This is a genomic window from Streptomyces sp. NPDC089799 (assembly GCF_040684755.1).
In the GTDB taxonomy this organism is placed as follows: domain Bacteria; phylum Actinomycetota; class Actinomycetes; order Streptomycetales; family Streptomycetaceae; genus Streptomyces.
Window position 1 is genome coordinate 156,000 of sequence record NZ_JBFBGR010000014.1, and the last position, 20,051, is coordinate 176,050.

Annotated in this window: 18 protein-coding genes; 4 read left to right on the forward strand and 14 right to left on the reverse strand. The window is 73.6% G+C overall.

Annotated elements, in window-relative coordinates; genetic code table 11:
* Nucleotides 1–20: 20 nt before the first annotated feature.
* From kynU to AB0O36_RS18150, 3 genes are all read right to left on the reverse strand, one after another.
* A complete protein-coding gene (kynU, locus tag AB0O36_RS18140; protein ID WP_365110948.1) occupies nucleotides 21–1,253 on the reverse strand; it encodes a kynureninase in 1,233 nt (410 codons plus the stop codon).
* Complete coding sequence (locus tag AB0O36_RS18145; RefSeq protein ID WP_365110951.1) at nucleotides 1,246–2,094, reverse strand: tryptophan 2,3-dioxygenase; 849 nt, start codon at nucleotides 2,092–2,094, stop codon at nucleotides 1,246–1,248. Before AB0O36_RS18145 ends, kynU begins: the two co-directional genes overlap by 8 nt.
* 297 nt (nucleotides 2,095–2,391) lie before the next feature.
* Nucleotides 2,392–3,168, reverse strand: coding sequence for a VOC family protein (locus AB0O36_RS18150; protein WP_365110954.1), 777 nt, complete (start codon nucleotides 3,166–3,168; stop codon nucleotides 2,392–2,394).
* A 145-nt stretch (nucleotides 3,169–3,313) separates the two neighbouring features.
* Here AB0O36_RS18150 and AB0O36_RS18155 point away from each other — a divergent pair, with 145 nt between their 5' ends.
* Entirely contained in the window at nucleotides 3,314–3,733 is a 420-nt protein-coding gene (locus AB0O36_RS18155) for a DUF3151 domain-containing protein (protein WP_365110956.1), read from the forward strand.
* Between the two features lie 272 nt (nucleotides 3,734–4,005).
* Complete coding sequence (locus tag AB0O36_RS18160; protein WP_365111045.1) at nucleotides 4,006–5,190, forward strand: transposase; 1,185 nt, start codon at nucleotides 4,006–4,008, stop codon at nucleotides 5,188–5,190.
* A gap of 139 nt (nucleotides 5,191–5,329) precedes the next feature.
* On the opposite strand, the gene AB0O36_RS18165 is transcribed toward AB0O36_RS18160, so the two are convergent.
* The 10 genes from AB0O36_RS18165 to AB0O36_RS18210 form a co-directional block, all read right to left on the reverse strand.
* Nucleotides 5,330–7,318, reverse strand: a complete 1,989-nt coding sequence (locus AB0O36_RS18165; protein WP_365110959.1) for a helix-turn-helix domain-containing protein — start codon at nucleotides 7,316–7,318, stop codon at nucleotides 5,330–5,332.
* A 97-nt stretch (nucleotides 7,319–7,415) separates the two neighbouring features.
* Nucleotides 7,416–7,889 carry a hypothetical protein gene (locus AB0O36_RS18170; RefSeq protein WP_365110962.1) on the reverse strand — a complete coding sequence of 158 codons (474 nt, stop codon included), beginning with the start codon at nucleotides 7,887–7,889 and terminating at the stop codon, nucleotides 7,416–7,418.
* A gap of 240 nt (nucleotides 7,890–8,129) precedes the next feature.
* Entirely contained in the window at nucleotides 8,130–8,834 is a 705-nt protein-coding gene (locus tag AB0O36_RS18175) for a BTAD domain-containing putative transcriptional regulator (RefSeq protein ID WP_365110964.1), read from the reverse strand.
* A gap of 172 nt (nucleotides 8,835–9,006) precedes the next feature.
* Nucleotides 9,007–9,771: a ScbR family autoregulator-binding transcription factor gene (locus AB0O36_RS18180; protein ID WP_365110967.1), complete on the reverse strand. Its 765-nt coding sequence runs from the start codon at nucleotides 9,769–9,771 to the stop codon at nucleotides 9,007–9,009.
* A gap of 292 nt (nucleotides 9,772–10,063) precedes the next feature.
* Nucleotides 10,064–11,086, reverse strand: coding sequence for a class II fructose-bisphosphate aldolase (fbaA, locus tag AB0O36_RS18185; protein WP_365110970.1), 1,023 nt, complete (start codon nucleotides 11,084–11,086; stop codon nucleotides 10,064–10,066).
* Between the two features lie 259 nt (nucleotides 11,087–11,345).
* Nucleotides 11,346–11,885, reverse strand: coding sequence for an orotate phosphoribosyltransferase (pyrE, locus tag AB0O36_RS18190; RefSeq protein ID WP_365110972.1), 540 nt, complete (start codon nucleotides 11,883–11,885; stop codon nucleotides 11,346–11,348).
* 10 nt (nucleotides 11,886–11,895) lie between these two features.
* Entirely contained in the window at nucleotides 11,896–12,690 is a 795-nt protein-coding gene (locus AB0O36_RS18195) for an aldose 1-epimerase (protein WP_365110975.1), read from the reverse strand.
* A 103-nt stretch (nucleotides 12,691–12,793) separates the two neighbouring features.
* Entirely contained in the window at nucleotides 12,794–13,699 is a 906-nt protein-coding gene (locus AB0O36_RS18200; protein ID WP_365110977.1) for an SRPBCC family protein, read from the reverse strand.
* A gap of 357 nt (nucleotides 13,700–14,056) precedes the next feature.
* On the reverse strand, nucleotides 14,057–15,634 hold the full coding sequence (locus tag AB0O36_RS18205; RefSeq protein WP_365111048.1) for a polyamine aminopropyltransferase: 1,578 nt from the start codon (nucleotides 15,632–15,634) through the stop codon (nucleotides 14,057–14,059).
* Nucleotides 15,635–15,799: 165 nt separating this feature from the next.
* The gene (locus tag AB0O36_RS18210; protein WP_365110980.1) at nucleotides 15,800–16,321 is read right to left on the reverse strand and encodes a DUF2617 family protein; all 522 of its coding nucleotides are present in this window, start codon (nucleotides 16,319–16,321) and stop codon (nucleotides 15,800–15,802) included.
* Nucleotides 16,322–17,052: 731 nt separating this feature from the next.
* Between AB0O36_RS18210 and AB0O36_RS18215 the strand changes: the two genes are divergently transcribed.
* Together AB0O36_RS18215 and AB0O36_RS18220 are read left to right on the forward strand one after the other, a co-directional pair.
* Nucleotides 17,053–18,243: a pyridoxal phosphate-dependent aminotransferase gene (locus tag AB0O36_RS18215; protein ID WP_365110983.1), complete on the forward strand. Its 1,191-nt coding sequence runs from the start codon at nucleotides 17,053–17,055 to the stop codon at nucleotides 18,241–18,243.
* A 98-nt stretch (nucleotides 18,244–18,341) separates the two neighbouring features.
* Complete coding sequence (locus AB0O36_RS18220) at nucleotides 18,342–19,427, forward strand: hypothetical protein (RefSeq protein ID WP_365110986.1); 1,086 nt, start codon at nucleotides 18,342–18,344, stop codon at nucleotides 19,425–19,427.
* A gap of 24 nt (nucleotides 19,428–19,451) precedes the next feature.
* Here AB0O36_RS18220 and AB0O36_RS18225 read toward each other — a convergent pair whose 3' ends face one another.
* Entirely contained in the window at nucleotides 19,452–19,988 is a 537-nt protein-coding gene (locus AB0O36_RS18225; RefSeq protein WP_365110989.1) for a YbjN domain-containing protein, read from the reverse strand.
* Between the last annotated feature and the right edge of the window lie 63 nt (nucleotides 19,989–20,051).

Here is a 20,051-nt window from a genome sequence, read left to right on the forward strand (position 1 = left end):
CGGCATGTGCCGCGTGATCATCACCCGTAGATGTGACCCAGCGTCCGGGCGGCCCGTTCCGCGTCGGCGAATCCGACGTACAGCGGGGTGAACCCGAAGCGCAGCACGTCCGGGTGGCGGAAGTCGCCCACCACGCCCCGGGCGACCAGTTCGCGCATCACCCCGGCCGCGTTCCCGCCGCGCAGCGCGATCTGGCTGCCGCGTTCCGCGTGGGCCCTCGGGGTCACGCACTCCACCCGCCCGGCGGGGACGTACGCCTCGACGCACTCCAGGAAGAAGTCCGTCAGGGCCAGCGACTTCGCGCGCACGGCCTCGATCGAGACCCCCTCCCAGACCTCCAGCGAAGCCTCCAGGGCCAGCATGGACAGGATGTCCGGGGTGCCGACCCGGCCGCGCACGGCGCCCTGCGCCGGTACGTAGTCGGGGGTCATGGCGAAGGGTTCGGCGTGCGAGGTCCAGCCGGGCAGCGGGGAGTCGAAGGCCTCCTGGTGGCGCCGGGCCACGTACAGGTAGGCCGGTGAACCGGGCCCGCCGTTGAGGTACTTGTACGTGCAGCCGACCGCGAGGTCCACGCCGTTCGCGTCCAGTTCCACCGGGAGCGCGCCCGCGGTGTGGCAGAGGTCCCAGACCGCGAGGGCGCCGGCCGCGTGCACGGCGGCGGTGAGGCCCGGCAGGTCGTGCAGCCGGCCCGACAGGTAGTCGGCGTGGTTGAGCAGCACTGCCGCCGTGCGCGGCCCGAGCACCGACGGGACCTCGCCGGGCTCCACCGCGACCACCTTCAGCCCCGTCATGCGGGCGGCCGACGCGGCGATGTAACCGTCCGTCGGGAAGGTGGTGGCGTCCACGACCAGTTCGTCGCGGCCCGCGCCGGCCGACGCCTCGACCAGCCGGGCCGCGCCCACCAGCGCCTTGAAGACGTTCACGCTGGTCGAGTCGCCGACGACGATCTGCCCCGGTGCCGCCCCGACCAGCGGGGCGATCCGGTCGCCGATCCGCTCGGGGGCCGTCCACCAGCCGCTCTCGTCCCAGGAACGGATCAGCAGCTCGCCCCACTCGCGGGACACGACGTCGGCGACCCGCCCGGGAACCCCGGCGGGCAGGGCCCCCAGCGAGTTCCCGTCCAGGTAGACCAGGCCGTCCGGCAGGGTGAAGCGCTCGCGGAGCTTGCCGAGCGCGTCCTCGGCGTCCAGGACTTCCGCCCGTATGGAAAGGGAGGCCGCGGTGGCTTCGGCGTTCACAGAGGTCTCAGACATGGCTGCGCGCCGTCCACAGCTCGGGGAACACGTTCTTCGCGGCGCGCTTCTCCAGCCACGACACGCCGGCCGAGCCGCCCGTGCCGGTCTTGGCGCCCATCGCGCGCCGGGTGGCGACCAGGTGGTCGTTGCGCCAGCGCCAGACCAGTTCGGCGACGTCGGTCAGGGCCTCGCCGAGCCGGACCAGGTCGGCCCGGTCCTGCGGCTCCGCGTAGAGGCCGGTCCAGACCGCCTCCACCTCCGGCGAGGACTCGTAGCGCCGGGACAGGTCCCGGTCCAGTACGGCGTCCGGCACCGGCAGGCCGCGGCGCGCCAGCAGGCGCAGCACCTCGTCGTAGAGGCTCGGCTCCTGGAGGGCCTTCTCCAGCTCCGCGTGGACGCGGGGCGCGCCGCGGTGCGGGACCAGCATGGACGCCGACTTCTCGCCGAGCAGGAACTCCATCCGGCGGTACATCGCGGACTGGAAACCGGAACCTTCGCCGAGGGCGGCGCGGTAGGAGTTGAACTGGCCCGGGGTGAGCTGGGCGAGCGGCCGCCAGGACTGGTTGAGGGCCTCCAGCTCGCGGACGGATCGTTTCAGCGCGTCCATCGCGACATCGAGCCGGTCCTCGCGCAGCGCGCGGGCCGCGGTCTCCCACTCGTGGACGATGACGGTGAACCACAGCTCCATCACCTGGGTCGTGACCAGGAAGACCATCTCGCCCGGGTCGTCCGAACGGGGGTGCTGGAGGTGGGTGAGGACGTCCGCCTGGACGTAGTCCTCGTACGGGGTAGTGCCCGCGAAGTCGAGGTTCGGGGTATCCGAACCGCCCACTCCGGAGGCATCAAGGGAATGCGACATCGCTGTCTCCTCGACACGAGCTTCCGGGTAGCGGTCCGCTCCTTCCTGACGGGAAAAGTGGAGCCCCGGTCCCCTGCCCGCATCATATGCCCGGGTTTTCGCAGAGGGACCATGTGAAGCCCGCCACTCTCGCCCCGTGCGGCACGGGGCCCCCGTACGGCACGGAGACCACTCCCGCCCGGCCCGTACGCAGCCCCTGCGTGCGCCGTATGCGCCCCGGACCGGGTCACGACACGGCCGGAGGCCGCGCATGCGAAGGCCGCGCACGCGCCGTACGCGCCCGCCGGCCGGCCGGCCCTACGTCGCCACCTCGTCCAGCGTGAAGAGCCCGCCGTCCGGGTCGCTCACCGTCACCCGGGTCGCCCCCTCCTCCTCGACCACCGTGCCGCCGTGCGCGTTCACCGCCGCCGTCGCCGCCACCAGGTCCGGCACCTTGAAGTGGACCAGCCAGCGGGGGCGCCGCTGCGGCTTGGGGGACGCCTGCTCCACCGGCCCGCTGTTCAGCCGGGCCACCGGCGTACCGCTGCGCCGCAGCACGACCTGGTCCTCCTCGTAGGACACGTCGCAGCATCCGGTCGGGTCGTCGACGGTCGCCCACTCCAGCACCTCGCCGTAGAAGAACGCGGCCTCGAACGCGTTGCGCGTGTGCAGTTCCAGCCAGGCCGGGGCGTCCTCGCCCACCCGCCACTGCTCCTCGATCGTGCCCTCCCAGAGCCCGAACACCGCGCCCTCCAGGTCGGTGGCGAGGGCCGCCCGGCCACGCGGCGGGTACGACACCGGCCCCACCCCGACCGTGCCGCCGCGCTCGCGGACCCGGGCCACGGCCTGATCCGCGTCGTCGACCGCGAAGTACGGTGTCCAGACCACCGGTACGGCGAGCTCCCCGGCCACCGCGCCGATGCCCGCGACCGGAACCCCGTTGTGCTCGGCCACCGAGAACGCCCGGCCGAAGGTGTCCCGGCGGAAGGTCCAGCCCAGCACCTCCCGGTAGAACCGCTCCGCGGTGTCCCGGTCGCGCGCCGTGAGACTCAGCCAGCACGGCGCACCCAGCGCGTCCGACGCCACCAGCACCATCAGGCCACCTCCTGCACCGCGAACGACATCACCAACGGCATCACGAACGGCATCACACCACCTCCAGCCTGCCTGGCGGTGGGTCCCGGGCGCCTGCCCGGGAGCACCGCGTCCGATGCCGGGACCGCGCTGGCAGACTGCGACCATGAGCATTCACCAGAACCTGCTCGGCGGGCCCGACCCGACCTACCTGCAGGAGAACACCGACGCGCAGAAGCTGCTTGCCGGGGGCGCGGCCCCCGCCGAGGTCGCCGCGCGCTTCCCCACCTACTCCCTCGCCTGGGCGGAGCTGGCCGAGGACGCCGCGAAGGCCGGCAGCACCGTGGAGTCCTACGCGTACGCCCGTACCGGTTACCACCGGGGCCTGGACGCGCTCCGCCGGTCCGGCTGGAAGGGCCACGGCCCGATCCCGTGGGAGCACGAGGCCAACCGCGGCTTCCTGCGCTGCCTCGCGGCCCTCGCCCGGGCGGCCGGCACCATCGAGGAGACCGAGGAGGCCGACCGCTGCCGGCAGTTCCTCAAGGACAGCAGCGAGACGGGCTACGCCGAGCTGCTCGGCGCCTGACCGGCGGGCGGGCCGGCCCACCGGCCGGCCCGCCACCGCATTCGCCCGGCCGACCCGGCCGACCCGGTCGTAGCCGCGACCGCCCGGCCGACCCGACCGCACGCGCGACCGTCCGGCCCGCAGGCCGTAAGCGGAACGCGATGCCCGCTCCCGGTGTGTGGGCTCCCCACCACCGGGGCCGTCAGGTCGGTGCCCGGCACACCTCCCCCCGCACGCCGGTCCGCAGGACCGTGGTGGTGCAGTCGAACAAGGGGGAATGTTCCGTGAGCACCATGACCGTCGCCGCGAGTACCGACACGAGTACCGGCGCGCCCTCGGGCGCGCTCCAGCGCCGCCGTCCGATCCTCCGCCGGGATCCGGCCCTCGACGTGGGCGAGGAACTCTGTGCGGCGGTCCTGGGCTCCCTGCGCCGCCGCGACCAGCGGGAGAAGGGCCGCCAGTACGTGCTGGGCCTGCTGGCCACCCGGGGCCGCAAGTCGATCCGGAACATCGCCACGCACACCGGCGGGGTGGGCGCCGAGCAGAGCCTCCACCACTTCATCTCCGACTCCACCTGGGACTGGCAGCCCATCCGGGCCGCCCTCGCCGAGTACCTGGGGCAGCTGTCCCCGCTCACCTCGTGGGTGGTCCAGCCGATGTCGATCCCCAAGGGCGGCGAGCAGTCGGTGGGCACGGGGCACCGCTTCGACCCGCACCGGGGGCAGATGTTCCGCGGCCAGCAGGCCTTCGGGGTGTGGTTCTGCTCCCCCGAGCTGACCACCCCCGCGGGCTGGCGGCTGTTCCTCCCCGAAGACGGCTCCGGAGGCACGCCGCACGCCGGTGTGGACTCCGGCGACCTGTCCTACGAGGAGTGCGCGGCCACCGCCGCGCTGGACATGGTCCGGCAGACGGGGCTGCCGGCCCGCCCGATCGTGCTCGACGTACGCGGCATCGGCACCCGGGCCACGATGAACCGGTTCACCGAGGCCGGTCTGCCCGTGCTCGCCCGGATCGACCCCGGCACCCGGCTGCTGGTCACCGACCCGGCACTGCCCGGGCACGGCGCCGGCACCCTGGCCGCGCGGGACGTGCTGCGCAACGTACGGGGGCTCCGGCTGCCGGTGAAGTGGGCCGATCCGCTGAGCCAGGGCCGGTGGCGCACCTCCTGGGTGTCCGCGGTGCGCGTGATGATGCCGGACCCGTCCCCCGCCCGGCGCCGCCACCTGATGCTGGTCGGGGACTGGGTCGACCCGACGCACCCGCCGGCCGAGCTGTGGATCACGGACATGCTGCGGCCGCCGGCGGCGGCCCTGCTGCGCATGACGAAGCAGACCCGGCGGGTCACCGAGGCGTCCCGGCAGAGCGCGCAGGAGATCGGCCTGCGGGACTTCTCCGGGCGTTCGCTGTCCGGCTGGCACCGGCACGTCACGATGGCCTCGGTGGCGCACGCGGCCCGCGCGCTGGCCGAGATCGAATAGCCCGTTCCGGTGAACCGGGGCCCGGTACCGGGCTCCGGCACCGGGTACCGGGCACCGATGCCAGGTCTGTGCCAGGCCCTGTGCCGTGCCGGGTGTCGTGCCCGGTGCGTGCCCGGCCCGGCCGGACCGGCGGGCCCCCTCAGCCGCCCGGGCCGCCCGGCCGGGCCTGGTGGCCGCGGTGCAGGGCCTCGCGGGTCCGCTGGAGCCGCAGCGCCATCTGGATCTCCAGGGCGCGGGCCGGCTTCTGCCAGTCCTCGCCCAGGAGCTCCCCGATCCGTTCCAGCCGCCGCGAGACGGTGTTGGGGTGGACGTGGAGCGCCTCTGCGGAGTGCATGGGGCTGCCGCCAGACTGGAAGTACGCCTCCAGCGTGCGGGTGAGCTCGGTGAGACGGGCGGCGTCGTACTCCAGGACCGGCCCGATCACCGAACGGACGAAGGCGTCCACGTCGTGGTCGGCGGAGAGCAGCAGGCCGACGAAGCCGAGGTCGCGCATGGAGGCCGTGCCGCCCGCCCCGTCCAGCGCGGTCAGCACCTCCAGACAGCGCACGGCCTCCTCGTAGGCCCGGGCCACCGAGGTGATCCCCGTGCCCGGTCCGGCGGCCCCGGTGGAGACGGGCCGGCCGAGCAGCGGGGAAAGCTCCGCCGAGGCCCGGCGGGCGACGGCCGAGGCGTCGGTACCGGGCAGCAGCAGCACCACGCAGCCGCGCCGGACCGTCCGCAGGCCGCCCTTGCGGTACGCGTAGGAGCCGGCCCAGGCCGCCGCCTTGCCCAGGTCCCCGCCCTCGGGGCGGGCCACCACCACCACGTGGGGGGCGTCGGGGTCCATGCCGAGCCGCACGGTCCGGTCCCGCAGACGGTCGTCCGCGTGCTGCACGTGCTCCGCGGGACCGGAGTGGTCGAGCAGCTCCTGCAGCAGTTCGTCGCGTACGGGGCGCTCCACGGCACCGGTGCCGCGCTGGATCAGCGTCAGCGAGGCCACCGACAGCGCGGCGAGCTCCAGCAGCCGTACGTCCTCCTCGGTGAGCGGCGCGGACGCGCGCAGCACCAGGACCCCGAGGTCCTCGGCCCCGGCGGTCACCGCGGCCACCCACACGTTTCCGGGAAGCCCGACCGGGCGGCCGGCGGTGTGCGCGCGGAGCGCGGCGCGGGCGACGGCCTCCTCGTCCGCGCCGGGCAGGTCGCCGGTCGCGGTGAGCGGCCGCCCGCCGGGGTCCCGCACCTGCAGTACGCCGTCCAGGGCGTCGGCGGCGGTCCGGGCAAGGGTGGCCAGGCCGGCCCCGTCGATCACCAGCCGGGCCAGCCGGGCCTGGCAGTCCCACAGGTGACGGATCCGGGTGAGGGCGGTGTTCGCGGTGGAGCCGAAGCGTTCCAGTTCGGCGGTCTCGGCCCGGTTCCGCTCGTCCCTGGCCGCCTTGTCCAGGGCCACGGCGGCCAGGTCGGCCAGCGGCAGCAGCAGTCCGATCTCGTCGGGGGTGAACGGGCGGGCGGTGCGGCGGGCGCCGTAGAGCACGCCCAGCACCACGTCGCCGTGCCGGATCGGGACCGCGGCGACGGCGCGGAGCCGCTCCTCGCGCACCAGCCCGTCGAGGCCGGGGCTGCGCGGGACGGCCGGGTCGGCGGTGTAGTCGGCGGTCCAGGCGGGGGCGCCGGCGCCCTGGCCGGTGCCGAGGTCCAGGCCCGAGTGGTAGGGGATGCTCTCGCCCTCGCTGACCCGCAGGCGGGAGCTGCCGTCGGGACGGGTGCAGCCGACCCAGACCATGTCGAGGTCGAGCAGCCGGCGGGCCCGGCGGGCGACCACCCGCAGCAGGGTGTCCGGTTCGCAGGGGCCGGCCAGGTCGTGCACCGTGTCGGTGAGCGCGCCCAGGGCGGCCTCGCGGCCGGCCAGCAGCGTGCGGGCCGACTCCAGGGCGTGGGCCAGCCGGTCACGTTCGGCCCGGTCCACGGATCCTTCGGACAGCTCGGGCAGGTCGGACGACCTTGTGGTGGCCGCAGTGGTCGTGGTGGCCGCGACTGCCGGAGCGGCGGCCCCCGCCGCCGTCACGGCGCTCGGCGCCGTGCTCGTCACCGCCGCCGTCACCCCCGTCGTCACCGCAGCCCTGGTCCCCTCGGCCGGATGCGCCGTTTCCATGCCCCCGCTCCCCGTTCTGTCCCCCCGTTCCATGGCATGGCCACGGAAATCAGTCCGTCGAACGTAGGTTGCTCACGCGGCGTGGTCAAGTGGGGACTCAGCGGGGGCAGATGGCCGGTTCGGGGCGCAGGGCCGCGGGGTCCGAGGGGTCTTCGCGGGGGTCCCGGAGGGCGAGCGCCACCAGGGCGCCCAGGCGGCGGACGGAGTCCAGTGCGTCCTCGTTGGCGCACGCGGAGTACCAGCCGGGCAGCGGGCCGGGCTTGATGCGGCGCATCCCGAGCCGCCGCACGGACGGTGCGGCGGCGGGCGCCCCGTCGAGGAAGAGCGAGGCGGGCTTGCCCCGCCACGCCGCGGGGCGGGCCTCGGCCGCGTCCGGGAGCGGCGCCCCCAGGACGTATCCGTCGGCGGATTCGAGCACGGCCCATTGCGCCTCGTCGATGCCCTCGGCACCGATCAGGACGCTCCGCACACCGGACTCGGCGACCCCGTCGCGGGCCGCGAAGGCCAGCGGGGAGGCGCTGCCCTGCGGGCCGTTGTGGACCACCGCGATCAACGGCGTCTTCCGTGCCATCCGTTCCGTTCCTCGCCGCTTCGGCCGGAGCCGGTCAGCCCCCAGCCGGAGTCGTCTGCGAAGCCGCCCATAGCGCATGCACCTCGATTCGCATAGAAAGATATCCGCCGAATTTTCCGATCTCCAGCCCCTCGACACGGCTTGTCAACTCACCGCACCTCCCGGCAACCGATCGTGTGCGTACCGGAATTGACTGTTCGTCGGCACAGTCGGGGCAGCGCCGCGCGCTCCGCACCCCGCTCAGACGACCGCACCGCGCAGCAGGGCCCGCCGCACGTCCCGGTCGGCGCCCGGGCCGCCCGGCCCGGAGCCGGCGCCGCCGAGCACGTCGGCGAGTTCGCGGTGGGTCTCCAGGGCCTTGCGGACCCCGCCCGTGCGCAGTTCGGTACGGAGCTCGCGGTACCGGCCGAGTGCCAGCTGGGCCTCCACCCACTGCGTCAGGACCGAGCGCCGGGTCCGCTCCAGCCCGTCGATCCGCTCGGTGAGCCGGGGGCCGGCCGTGATGCCGTCGAAGGCCGGCCCCCGCCACAGTCCGAGCGCCCCCCGGAGCCGCCGGGCCGCGGCCTCGAAGTCGCCCCGGGCCATGGCGCGGTAGCCGGCCCCGGCGTCCCGGGCGAACTCGTCCAGGTCGCTCCGGCCGCCCCCGGTGTCGAGCAGGTACCCGCCGGGGCGTGAGACCAGCACGGCTTCCGGGGTGCGGCGGCCACGCGGGTCCGCGGCGCCGGCCAGCAGGTCGCGCAACTGGCGCACACAGGCGTGGAGGACGGTGCGGGTGCGCTCGGCCGGGGTGCGGACGGCGAGTTCCCCGGCCAGCACCGAGGCGGGGACGAGCTGGTCGGCGTAGGCGACGAGCACCGCGAGGACCTGCCTGGCGTGCGGGGTGGCCGGGGCGAGCGGTACGCCGTTCTCCCTGACCCGCAGCCCTCCGAGCACTTCGATGTCCACGGCCCTCCCCCCGGCGCGCGCCCCGGACGCGCTCCTCGACAGATGCTTCCCGACGGACACTCCCCCGCGGACGCGTCCGATCCACGCTCACCGATAAAAAAGAATAGCGCTATCTTTTTTCCCAGAACATACCCATCATCCGGATTTCGGACATTGAGGACAAGCGCCAGGGTCATTCACCGGCCTGCGATACCGGCAGGTCCGCTCCGCAGCCGCACGAGCGCGCACCGTCCGCCCCTTCCGACGCTCCCGCCCCTGCCACCTCTCCCGACCTGTCCGCCCCGTCCGCCCCGTCCGGCCCGTGCAGGGCGCGCGCGCCGCGGCCGGGAGCGGTGTCCAGCCGGACCGCCACCGCCGGCAGCACCAGGCTGGGCACGACCGAGGAGTAGAACGCCGACACCTCCCGCTCCAGGTCCAGGCCCAGGGTCTGCGCCATGATGTGGAGCCCGGTGAAGGATCCGACGACCGTGCGCGCGGACTGCGCCGGGTCCACGTGCGCGAGCAGCTCGCCCCGGGCCTTGGCCCCGGCCAGCAGCCCGGTGTGCAGGTCGATCCAGTCCCGGTACGGGGCCGCCCGGTCCAGGCCGCGCCCGCCGCGCTCCAGGGCCAGCCGCGCCCGGCCGCGCAGCAGTACGTCACGGCGGAGCCGGTGCGAGAAGACCATCCCCACGTCGACGAACTCCTGGACCCTGAACTCCTGCGGCACGTACGCCGGCCCGAGGTCCGGCTCGGTCTCCATGACGGCCTGGGCGAGCTCCTCCTTGGAGCCGAAGTGGAAGTACAGCGCCCCCTTGGTGACCCGGGCGAGGGAGACGATGTCGGAGAGCTTCGCCGCCTCGTAGCCGCGCTCCTCGAAGACCAGCGCGGCCGCCTCCAGGACGGCCTGCCGGGTCCGCACGGCCCTGTCCTGCCTGGCCTGGGGTCGTTCCGTACTCATGTGCCGTAGGTCCCTCTCCACACCGCGGCCAAATACATACCTGGAGGTATGATTTCACACGCGGCGCGGCCCGGAACCCTGCACTTCCTGCCCGATTCCGGCCCCCCGAGCGGCATTTGGGCTCGCAGATGAGGCGGAATCCTTTCCATCCGAGTGGCTGGCAAACCCTGGAGTATGTTTCACTTGGATCATGAAGGAAAGCGGAAGGGCCCTGTCCCGCCCGTCGGGGGACAGGCGGGCCAGGGCCCTCTCGTGTACGGCTGCACAGGGCGGCTGACGCCGCCTCGGCGGGTTACTTCAGCTTGGTGCCGGTGGAACGCAGGTTCGCGCAGGCCTCGGTGACGCGCGCGGCCATGCTCGCCTCGGCCAGCTTGCCCCAGGTCCGCGGGTCGTAGGTGGACTTCTTGCCGACCTCGCCGTCGACCTTCAGCACACCGTCGTAGTTCTTCAGCATGTGGTCCGCGACCGGGCGGGTGAAGGCGTACTGGGTGTCGGTGTCCAGGTTCATCTTCACGACGCCGTTCTCCAGCGCGGTGGCGATCTCCTGCTCGGTGGAGCCGGAGCCGCCGTGGAAGACGAAGTCGAACGGGCTGGTCTTGCCGTACTTCTCGCCCACGCCCTGCTGCAGGTCCTTCAGCAGCTCGGGACGCAGGACCACGTTGCCCGGCTTGTAGACGCCGTGCACGTTGCCGAAGGAGGCGGCCAGCAGGTAGCGGCCCTTCTCGCCCAGGCCCAGGGCCTCGGCGGTGCGGATCGCGTCCTCGACGGTGGTGTACAGCTCGTCGTTGATCTCGTGGGTGACGCCGTCCTCCTCGCCACCGGTCGGGGTGATCTCGACCTCAAGGATGATCTTGGCGGCGGCGGCGCGGGGCAGCAGCTCCGCGGCGATCGCCAGGTTGTCGGCCAGCGTCTCGGCGGAGCCGTCCCACATGTGCGACTGGAACAGCGGGTTGCGGCCGGCCTTGACGCGCTCCTCGGAGACGGCGATCAGCGGGCGGACGTAGCCGTCCAGCTTGTCCTTGGGGCAGTGGTCGGTGTGCAGCGCGATGTTGACGTCGTACTTGGCGGCGACGATGTGCGCGAACTCGGCCAGGGCAACCGCGCCGGTGACCATGTCCTTGCTGTGCTGGCCACCCAGGAACTCCGCACCACCCGTGGAGATCTGGATGATGCCGTCGCTCTCGGCCTCCGCGAAGCCGCGCAGTGCAGCGTGCAGGGTCTGGGAGGAGGTCACGTTGATGGCCGGGTAGGCGAACTTGCCTGCCTTCGCCCGGTCGAGCATCTCGTTGTAGACCTCGGGAGTTGCGATGGGCATCTGTCCGCTCCTTGGATGTGCGGGAGTGTCTGATTACTGGCCCTGACCTGGGGGCGACGTCGCCGTCGGGGCTATCTTTCCAGACTCCGCCGGACAGTCGACCCCGCAGTGGCGGAGTGTTTCACGTGAAACACTCCGCCACCGAAACGAAACAGCAGGTCAGGCCCGGTACTCCGGCCCCCACGGCGGGCACCGCCGGTGGCCGGTACCGCACGGACCCGCGCGGACGGACCCGGGCGCGCACGGGCCCGCAGGCGGATCAGGCCAGGCCGAGGTCGTCCAGCTGGTACCCGGTCAGGTACGTCAGGCCGGCGTCGGCGATGGCACCGGCGGCCCCGCGGTCCACGATCGTGGCGACGGCGACGACCTCGCCGCCGGCCTCACGGACCGCCTCGACGGCGGTCAGCGGGGAACCGCCGGTGGTCGAGGTGTCCTCGACCACCAGGCAGCGGCGGCCCTTGACGTCGGTGCCCTCGATACGGCGCTGCATGCCGTGCGCCTTCTGCGCCTTGCGGACGACGAAGGCGTCCAGACGGGAACCGCGCGCGGCGGAGGCGTGCAGCATGGAGGTCGCGACCGGGTCGGCACCCAGGGTCAGGCCGCCGACGCAGTCGTAGTCCAGGTCCTTGGTCAGGTCGAGCATGACCTGACCGACCAGCGGGGCCGCCTCGCCGTCGAGGGTGATCCGGCGGAGGTCGATGTAGTAATCGGCCTCGAGTCCCGAGGAGAGGATCACCTTGCCGTGGACCACGGCCTTGTCCTTGATCTGCTGAAGAAGCTCACCACGCACGTCACTCATGGTGATGAGCTTAGGCCCTGTCCGTTCGGCTCCAGGTCCAGGTGGTCGTGATCTCCAGCGGGTCGACCGGGGTGACGAGCCGGGGCAGGGTGTTCAGCCCGTTCGGCGGGCCGCTCTGCGGCTCGACGCACACGGCCTCGGGCTGCTCGTCGTACACCACCACCCATTCGGTGCGGCTGGTGATCCTCAGCTCCAGGGCTCCGGGCCAGGTCAGGGTGACGTCCACCCCGTACGGCATGCCGAAGCAGTCGTCCCAGGGACCGGGACGGGGGTCGATCCGGCGGCCGGTGGGGAGGTGGTCGTCACCGCGCTCCTCCTGCCACTCGGGGTCGAAGGTCAGCCGTACGTCCTCCCCGCCGTCTCCGAGGTTGCGGCGGAACCAGGGGTGCCAGCCGGCCTGGGCCGGGAAGGAGTCCCCGTAGGTCTCGACGCCCATGCCCAGGGTGAGCGAGGACTCGGTGAGCTCGAAGGTCTGCGTGACCCGGCCGGGGTAGGGCCAGGGCTCGGCCAGGTCGTAGACGAAGGCGGCCTCCGTCCGGTCCACCCGGGCGGTCTTCCAGGCCGCGTCACGGCCGAAGCCGTGGATGGCGTGGGGCGGTGCGTTCACCGGCATCTGGTGGCGCACTCCGCCGTTGCGGAACTGCCCGAGCTCGATCCGGCCGCACCAGGGGACCATCGGGAACACACCGTACGTCTCACCCTGGCGCAGCAGCTCCGTGCCGTCGATGCGGAGGCTGCTGATGCGGCAGCCGTTTTCCTGGTCGACGGTCACTTCGGCACCGCCGGCGCTGAGTTGCGTAGTCATGCGGTCGAGCCTAGGGGGTGACCTGCGGATCGGGCCGGATCGGCGGGCGGCGTCGGGGGCGGTGGTCAGGTGCGGCCGGGCGGGGGGCCGGGCGGGGCGGCGGTCAGGTACGGCGGCGCAGGGCGCGGCCGACGACCACGGCACCGGCGAGGGCGAGTGCCGCGGCCGGCGCGAGCCAGCGAAGGCTCGCTCCGGGCACGGTGGCGTCCGGTGCGGGGACCGGGGCGTAGCGGCCGCGCGGGGGTGCGTGGTCGACCTCCTCGGCGCTCCGGCCGATCATCGTGCGGCGGGCGTGGGCGGCCTCGGCGGGGGGACGGACGGGTTCGCCGAAACCGCCCGGGAACTCGTCCTCCCGGAACGGGTCGTGGGAGCGGTCCCGGGACGGGTCCGACGACGGGTCGGAGGACGGGTCCAGGGACGGGGGCGGGACTTCCGCGTCGAAGACGGAGGGCGGTTCCGTGCCGGTGCCGGTGTTGGTGTCGGTGCCGGTGCCGGTGTTGGTGTCGGTGTCGGTGCCGGTGTTGGGCTTGTGGCCGGGGTCCTGGGCGCCGTCGGGGTCCTGGGCTTCCGGGGCCGCCGTCGCGGTGGCGGACAGTTTGGCCGAGGCCCGGTCCAGGAGCCGGTGCACGGCCGTGGCCAGGGCCTCCGGGTCGAAGGCGGCGGCGCGGCCGTCGGCGGTCGCGGTGGCGCTGAAGTCCAGGCGGGTGCCGTCCTCGGCGGGGGCCAGGCGCAGGGTGAGGGCGAACTTCACCGTGCCGGTACCGCGGGCTTCGGTGCCTTCGCCGTCGATCGTGAAGGTGTCCTCGTCCTGTTCGGTGAGGGTCAGGGCGCCCCGGTAGGTCACGGTATTGCCGCCGACCCGCAGGCGCAGCCGGCCTCCCAGGGGGCCGCCGGGGGCGGAGCCGGCGTCGTGCTGGAGGCCGGGGACGCAGCGGGCGAGGTGGGTGGGGGCTCGCAGCACGGTGCGGAGGGCGGAGGCTTGGACCGGGACGAAGACCTGATGCTCCATGGGGTCGAGCGTAGCGGGGTGGGGGCGGGTTGCACCCGGTGCGGTTGGCTGCGCCTTGCCCTGGCCGGGCGGGCGGGCGGGGGTGCCCGGGCCCGGCGGGGCGGGGCGGGGCGCCGGGGGCCGCGTGTCCGCTGGGTGGGGTGCCAGGGCTCGGCCGGGCCGGGGGGTGGGGAGCTGCGCTGCGCGGAGCCGGGGTGCCGTGTGCCCACCCTCCCCCAAGCTCTCGACTTCGCTCGAGCAGGGGGGACCCCCATCGCCCTGCGGCACGCCTGCCCACACGGCGGCACACCCGCCCACACGGCGGCGCACCCGCCCACACACGCGGCGGCGCAGACCGGGCGCCCGCCCGGGCCGCGGTCAGCGGTAGCGGGGGTGGGGGAGGGTGGACGGGGGAAGGTTCCGGATGCGGAGGCGGGCGGTGTCGTGGGCGGCGGCGCGGAGGGCCGGGGTGGTGAGGGAGCGCAGGCTCGCTTCGGGGCCGACGCGGAGTTCCGGGGTGTGGCCCGGGGCCGCCAGGACGAAGCCCCAGTCCTGCGGCGAGGCCTCGGCACGGCCGGGCGTGCGGTCCGGGCCCGCGGGGAAGCCTGAGAGCCGGCCGCCCGCCGTGTAGGGGACGGTGCGCAGCCCGGCGGCGCTGAGCGTGGCCTCGACCGTCCAGTACGTGCGCGGTCGCACGGACGGGGAACCGGCGTGGACGGCGATCCGGCCGCCGGGGCGGAGCGCCCGTGCGGCCAGCCCGTAGAACTCCTGCGAGTACAGCTTGGTGCTGGGGGTGATGCCCGGGTCCGGCAGGTCCGAGACGATCACGTCGTAGCGTCCGTGCGCGCGCGGATCACGGAGGAAGCGGAACGCGTCCGAGTTGCTCACCCGGACGCGCGGGTCGGCGTACGCCCGGCCGTTGAGGGCGGACAGCATCGGGTCGGTGCGGGCCAGTCGCACCACCCCGGGGTCGAGCTCCACCACGGTGACCGCCTCCACGTCGCGGTAGCGCAGGACCTCCCGGGCGGCCAGGCCGTCGCCGCCGCCGAGGACGAGGACCGTCGCGTGCGGCCCCTGCATCGCGGGGTGCACGAGCGCCTCGTGATAGCGGTACTCGTCGTAGCCGCTGACCCGGAGCCGGCCGTCGAGGTACAGGTCGAGCGAGCGCGGCGAGCCGCTGGCGGGCCCGGTGACCACCAGTTCCTGCAGGCCGGTCTGCACCGCGACCCGCACCTCGCCGCCGTAGACCGCGTTCCGCGCGACCCGCTCGAAGTCCTCCGCGAGGACGGCGGCCGAGGCGAGGACGGCGAGGACCGTCACGTTCGCCGCCATCAGCAGCCAGCACGTCCGCCGGCTCAGGTCGCGGCGGAACAGCCACAGCACCAGCGCCCCGCCGGCCGCCGCGTTGACCATGCCGGTGAGCATCGCCCCGGTCAGCTGGCCGAGCAGGGGCAGCAGCAGGAACGGAAAGGCCAGGCCGCCGACGAGCGCGCCGACGTAGTCCGCCGCGAACAGGTCCGCGACCGCGCCGCCCGCGTCCTGCCGCCGGATCCGCTGGATCAGGGTCATCAGCAACGGGATCTCCGCACCGATCAGTACGCCGATGGTCAGCGAGAACGCCACCAGGGCCGGGCGGGACTCCCCCAGCCAGGCGAAACTCGCGTACAGGGCGGTCGCCGACATCCCGCCGACCAGCGCCAGGGCCGCCTCCACCGCGATGAAGCCGGCGGCGGGCGCCCCGCGCAGGCGTTTGGCGAGCAGCGAGCCGACGCCCATGGCGAAGACCATCACCGACAGCACGACGGACGCCTGGGTGACGGAGTCGCCGATCAGGTAGGAGGCGAGGGCGAGCAGCTCCAGTTCGTACACCAGCCCGCAGGCGGCACAGACGAACACGGTGGCCAGGACGAGCAGTCGGCCGGTCCGGGGCCGCACGGGCAGGGTGGCCGGACGCATTGCCGCGCGCCTCGGCTCCGGCGCCGGGAGCACCCCGCCCGGGGCGGAACGGTCGATCATGCAGCGAACCGTACGTCACGCCGCGCACACATCCCGTCACCCACATGGGTGCAACCGATGCGCTCGTACGGGCAGTTGGAGTAACCACGCAGAAACGATCGCGCACTACAGCGCGGGTGCCGCCATCCGTACACCCACCCTGGTGCGGGTGGCCACCAACTGGCCCTCCTGCGGGTACGCGTGCCAGGTGCGCCACCGCACCTGTCCCTCGTGGCGCTGGGCGAGCAGTGCGGTGAACGCGTGCGGGCTGCCCGGAAAGGTGCCGGCCAACCCGTTCGGGTGATCGGCCACCAGGGCGAGCAGTTCCTGGGCGCGGCCGGCGAAGGACCCCCGCGAGAGGGTCTCCACGCGGGCGGCGAACTCGTACTCCCAGTCGCCCACGCGCTTGGCGACCCCGAGCGGCAGCGGGGTGCTGCTGCCGGGGATGCAGGCGACCGTCTCCGAGCAGAGCACCTCGCCCTCCTCCAGCAGCACCTGGTGGGAGGCGCCGAGCAGGCGCAGCTCCACCTTCGCGCCGGCCAGTTCGAGGTTCAGTACGGCCAGGGCGGGCAGCCGGTCCCGGCCCAGCGCCCAGGCGAGATCGGCGGCACGCGTGTCGGTGTAGGTGGTCTGGAGGGTCGTGAGCATGAGTCGGCTCCGCAAACGCGCGAGGGAGAGGGGCCGGTCCCCTGCCCCAGCCGGAACGCGTGCGTGGGGGTGCGGGTCACCGGCTCGGGTCCACAGGGAGTCCCGGGCGGTCCGGGGACTGGTCTACTCAACCGAGGGAATCATGAAGGGCACGGCACTCACAGCGTTTTTACCCAACTTGCTGGGGTTTACATCCCTCCGGGGGCTACCCAGTTCACGTGTTCAACGGGAAGGCCCAACGCGAGGGTGTCCGACGGAAGTTACCCCCCACCGGACACCTCGGCGCACACCCCGCCGGACACCCCCGTCACGGCGGCTCCGGCCGCCCGCGCGTCAGCTTCCGCCGCCGCAGCCGCCCCCGCCGCCACCTCCTCCACAGCCCCCGCCGCCGCCCCCGCCTCCGCAGGAGGAAGAGGATCCGCCGCAGGAGGAGAAGGAGCCGCCGCAGGACGTACCCGAACCGCTGTCGCCCGAAGCCCAGCGGGAGTGGCGCGAACCGCGCCGCGCGTGGTGCCGGTTCCGCGTCCCGGAGCGGACGGCGATCCCCACCACGCCGAAGAACACGATCAGGACGAACGCTGAAAAGAAGATGGTCTCGAACACTGTTCTCGCCCTCCTCCGGACGCCCCGGTCCCCCGGGGTGCGGGGTCCCCCGCCCCGCGTGAAAGGGGGATGCCCGCGGCCCGCCCGGGCCAAAGCACACTTGAGCAAGTCCAGAGGTTCCCCGGAGGATGGCGGACATGAGCGCACCCGTGGGCGGCAGCCGCCCCTACCTCAACCGCCGCCTGGCCGCCTTCGGTACGACCATCTTCGCGGAGATGTCGCAGCTGGCCACCCGGACCGGGTCGATCAATCTGGGTCAGGGCTTCCCCGACACCGACGGCCCCGCCGAGATCGCCGAGGCGGCCGTCCGGGCCGTCCGCGAAGGCCTCGGCAACCAGTACCCGCCGGGCCCCGGCATCCCGGAGCTCCGTACCGCGATCGCCGCCCACCAGCAGCGCTTCTACGGACTCTCCCACGACCCCGACACCGAGGTGCTGGTCACCGCCGGCGCGACCGAGGCCATCGCCGCCTCCCTGCTGGCCCTCCTCGAACCGGGCGACGAGGTCATCGCCCTCGAACCCTTCTACGACTCCTACGCGGCCTGCATCGCGATGGCCGGCGCGACCCGCGTCCCCGTCACCCTCCGTCCCCGCGACGGCGCTTTCGCCCTCGACCTCGACGAACTGCGCGCCGCCGTCACCCCGCGCACCCGCCTGCTGCTCCTGAACACCCCGCACAACCCGACCGGTGCGGTGCTCGGCCCCGCCGACCTCGCCGCGATCGCCGGGCTGGCCGTCGACCGGGACCTGCTGGTGGTCACCGACGAGGTGTACGAGCACCTGGTCTTCGAAGGCACCCACGTGCCCCTCGCGAGCCTGCCCGGCATGCGCGAACGCACCGTCACCATCTCCTCCGCCGGCAAGACCTTCTCCTTCACCGGCTGGAAGGTCGGCTGGCTGACCGCCTCCCCCGCCCTGGTCTCGGCGGTGCGCTCGGCCAAGCAGTTCCTCACCTACGTCTCCTCCGGCCCCTTCCAGTACGCCATCGCCGAGGCCCTGGCCCTCCCGGACGACTACTACGACGGCTTCCGCGCCGACCTCGCGCACAAGCGGGACGTCCTCGCCTCCGGGCTGCGGGAGGCCGGCTTCGAGGTCTACCGGCCGCAGGGCACGTACTTCATCACCACCGACATCGCCCCGCTCGGGGAGAAGGACGGCCTCGCCTTCTGCCGCGCCCTCCCGGAGCGCTGCGGGGTCGTCGCGATCCCCAACGCGGTCTTCTACGACGACCGGGAGGCCGGCCGGACCCAGGTCCGCTGGGCCTTCTGCAAGCGCACCGAGGTATTGGAGGAGGCGGTCCACCGCCTGCGACGACTGTGACCGCGACGGGGGAGATAACCGGCGCCGTCCCGACCGGACGGCGCCGCGGGGGGAACGGGGACGGCACGGGCGTCACGGTGCCCGCGGGGGTGTTCGCCGTGGCGGTGTTCGCCGCGGTGCGCGCCGGCGGGGTGCTGCTGGTGGCCGTGTCCGCGTGGTGGTCCGGGAAGGACCCGGTGGCCGTGCTCGGCACGTCCTGGGACTCGGTCTGGTACATCGGGATCGCCGAGCACGGGTACGGGCGCACCCAGGTGTGGGTGGACATCGGGTCGGTGCAGAGCGATCTGGCGTTCTTCCCGCTGTACCCCGGGCTGATGCGGCTGCTGTCCGGGCTGCTGCCCTGGGTGGGTCCGGCGGGTGCCGGACTGCTGCTGGCCTGGGCGGCGGCGGTGGCCGGTGCCGTCGGGGTGTACCGGGTCGGGGAGCTGGTGGCCGGCGCCCGGGCCGGTGTCCTGCTGGTGGTGCTGTGGGGGGTGCTGCCGCACTCGGTGGTCCTCGCCGTCGCCTACACCGAGGCGCTGCTGGCGGCGCTGGCCGCCTGGGCGCTGTACGCCGTGTTGCGCGGGCGCTGGCTGTGGGCGGCCGGGCTGGCGGTACTGGCCGGGGTCACCCGGCCGAACGGGATAGCGGTGGCAGTCGCGGTGTCGGTGGCGGCGGGGTACGAGCTGCTGCTGAAGCCGGACGCGCCGGCCCGGGTGTGGGCGGCGGGGCTGCTGGCGCCTGCGGGCTGGACGGCGTACCTGCTGGCCGTGGGGGTGCGGCGGGGTGATCCGCTGGGCGGCTACTTCGCGGTGCAGCGGAGCTGGGGCTCGTACTTCGACTTCGGCCGGGGTGTCGCCGGGTCCGTCGGGCGGGTGCTGACCAAGGGGACGCCACTGGTCACCACTCTGGTGCCGGTGGTGATCCTGGTGGCGCTGGTGCTCGCGGTCCTGCTGGTGCGCAGCCGGTCGCCGCTGCCGCTGCTGGTCTACACGGGGGTGCTGCTGGTGATCACGCTCGGCGGGGCCGGGTTCTTCGAGTCCAAGCCCCGCTTCCTGCTGCCCGCGTTCCCGCTGCTGCTGCCGGCGGCGGCCGCACTGGCGCGAGCCCGGCCGCGGACGGCGGTCCTGGTGACCGCCGCCCTGGCCGGGCTCTCGTACGGCTACGGGACGTACCTGGTACTGGCCGCCCCGCTGCCGCTCTGAGGTGCTTCCGGGTGACGGCGCCGACTACTCGGCGTCGTCACCCTTGTCCTCGCCGTCGGCGGAGTCGATCTCCTTCTCCAGGCCGAGCTGCTCGACGAGCCAGTTGTCGAACTCGATGGACGCGCGGACCCAGCTGACCGTGGAGGAGACGAAGTGCTCCAGGGCCACGCCGGTGCCGATCAGCATCTGGCCCTCACCGATCAGACGGACGGAGCCGTCGTCGTGGGTGTGGGTGTAGACCTTGGGCCACAGGGTCCGGCGGTTCCAGTCGTCGATCGACTCGAGCAGCTGGGGCTTCTCTTCGAGCGCGTGCGGGCGGTCGTAGAAGGTCCGCACCGAGAAGACCTTCTGCTCGCCCTCGCCGCGGAACATGAAGTAGGTGCGGAACTCCTCCCACGGCGCCGCGAGGTCACCCTCGTCGTCGATGACGTACTTGAGCTCCATCTGGTCCAGCAGCTGCTTGACCAGGTCCTGGTCGGGGACGACGGGGCCCGCCGGTCCTGTGGGCTGCGGTTCGGGCTGCCCCCCGAAGTTCGGAATCGAGGCCGGGTCGATGCTCACCGTGTTTTTCCCTTCGTGCGGATGCAGTCATCCTCCCCCATGGCTCCTACCCCGTGGCAAGCC

What these genes read in the sequence shown, in the direction of transcription:
- AB0O36_RS18170 (WP_365110962.1), bottom strand. Translation starts at nt 7,889, where the DNA reads ATGGCACGGAAGACGCCGTTGATCGCGGTGGTCCACAACGGCCCGCAG.
- AB0O36_RS18165 (WP_365110959.1), bottom strand. Translation starts at nt 7,318, where the DNA reads ATGGAAACGGCGCATCCGGCCGAGGGGACCAGGGCTGCGGTGACGACG.
- AB0O36_RS18145 (WP_365110951.1), bottom strand. Translation starts at nt 2,094, where the DNA reads ATGTCGCATTCCCTTGATGCCTCCGGAGTGGGCGGTTCGGATACCCCG.
- AB0O36_RS18180 (WP_365110967.1), bottom strand. Translation starts at nt 9,771, where the DNA reads ATGAGTACGGAACGACCCCAGGCCAGGCAGGACAGGGCCGTGCGGACC.
- AB0O36_RS18195 (WP_365110975.1), bottom strand. Translation starts at nt 12,690, where the DNA reads ATGACTACGCAACTCAGCGCCGGCGGTGCCGAAGTGACCGTCGACCAG.
- AB0O36_RS18155 (WP_365110956.1), top strand. Translation starts at nt 3,314, where the DNA reads ATGAGCATTCACCAGAACCTGCTCGGCGGGCCCGACCCGACCTACCTG.
- AB0O36_RS18215 (WP_365110983.1), top strand. Translation starts at nt 17,053, where the DNA reads ATGGCGGACATGAGCGCACCCGTGGGCGGCAGCCGCCCCTACCTCAAC.
- AB0O36_RS18210 (WP_365110980.1), bottom strand. Translation starts at nt 16,321, where the DNA reads ATGCTCACGACCCTCCAGACCACCTACACCGACACGCGTGCCGCCGAT.
- AB0O36_RS18205 (WP_365111048.1), bottom strand. Translation starts at nt 15,634, where the DNA reads ATGCGTCCGGCCACCCTGCCCGTGCGGCCCCGGACCGGCCGACTGCTC.
- AB0O36_RS18200 (WP_365110977.1), bottom strand. Translation starts at nt 13,699, where the DNA reads ATGGAGCATCAGGTCTTCGTCCCGGTCCAAGCCTCCGCCCTCCGCACC.
- pyrE (WP_365110972.1), bottom strand. Translation starts at nt 11,885, where the DNA reads ATGAGTGACGTGCGTGGTGAGCTTCTTCAGCAGATCAAGGACAAGGCC.
- kynU (WP_365110948.1), bottom strand. Translation starts at nt 1,253, where the DNA reads ATGTCTGAGACCTCTGTGAACGCCGAAGCCACCGCGGCCTCCCTTTCC.
- AB0O36_RS18150 (WP_365110954.1), bottom strand. Translation starts at nt 3,168, where the DNA reads ATGGTGCTGGTGGCGTCGGACGCGCTGGGTGCGCCGTGCTGGCTGAGT.
- fbaA (WP_365110970.1), bottom strand. Translation starts at nt 11,086, where the DNA reads ATGCCCATCGCAACTCCCGAGGTCTACAACGAGATGCTCGACCGGGCG.
- AB0O36_RS18160 (WP_365111045.1), top strand. Translation starts at nt 4,006, where the DNA reads ATGACCGTCGCCGCGAGTACCGACACGAGTACCGGCGCGCCCTCGGGC.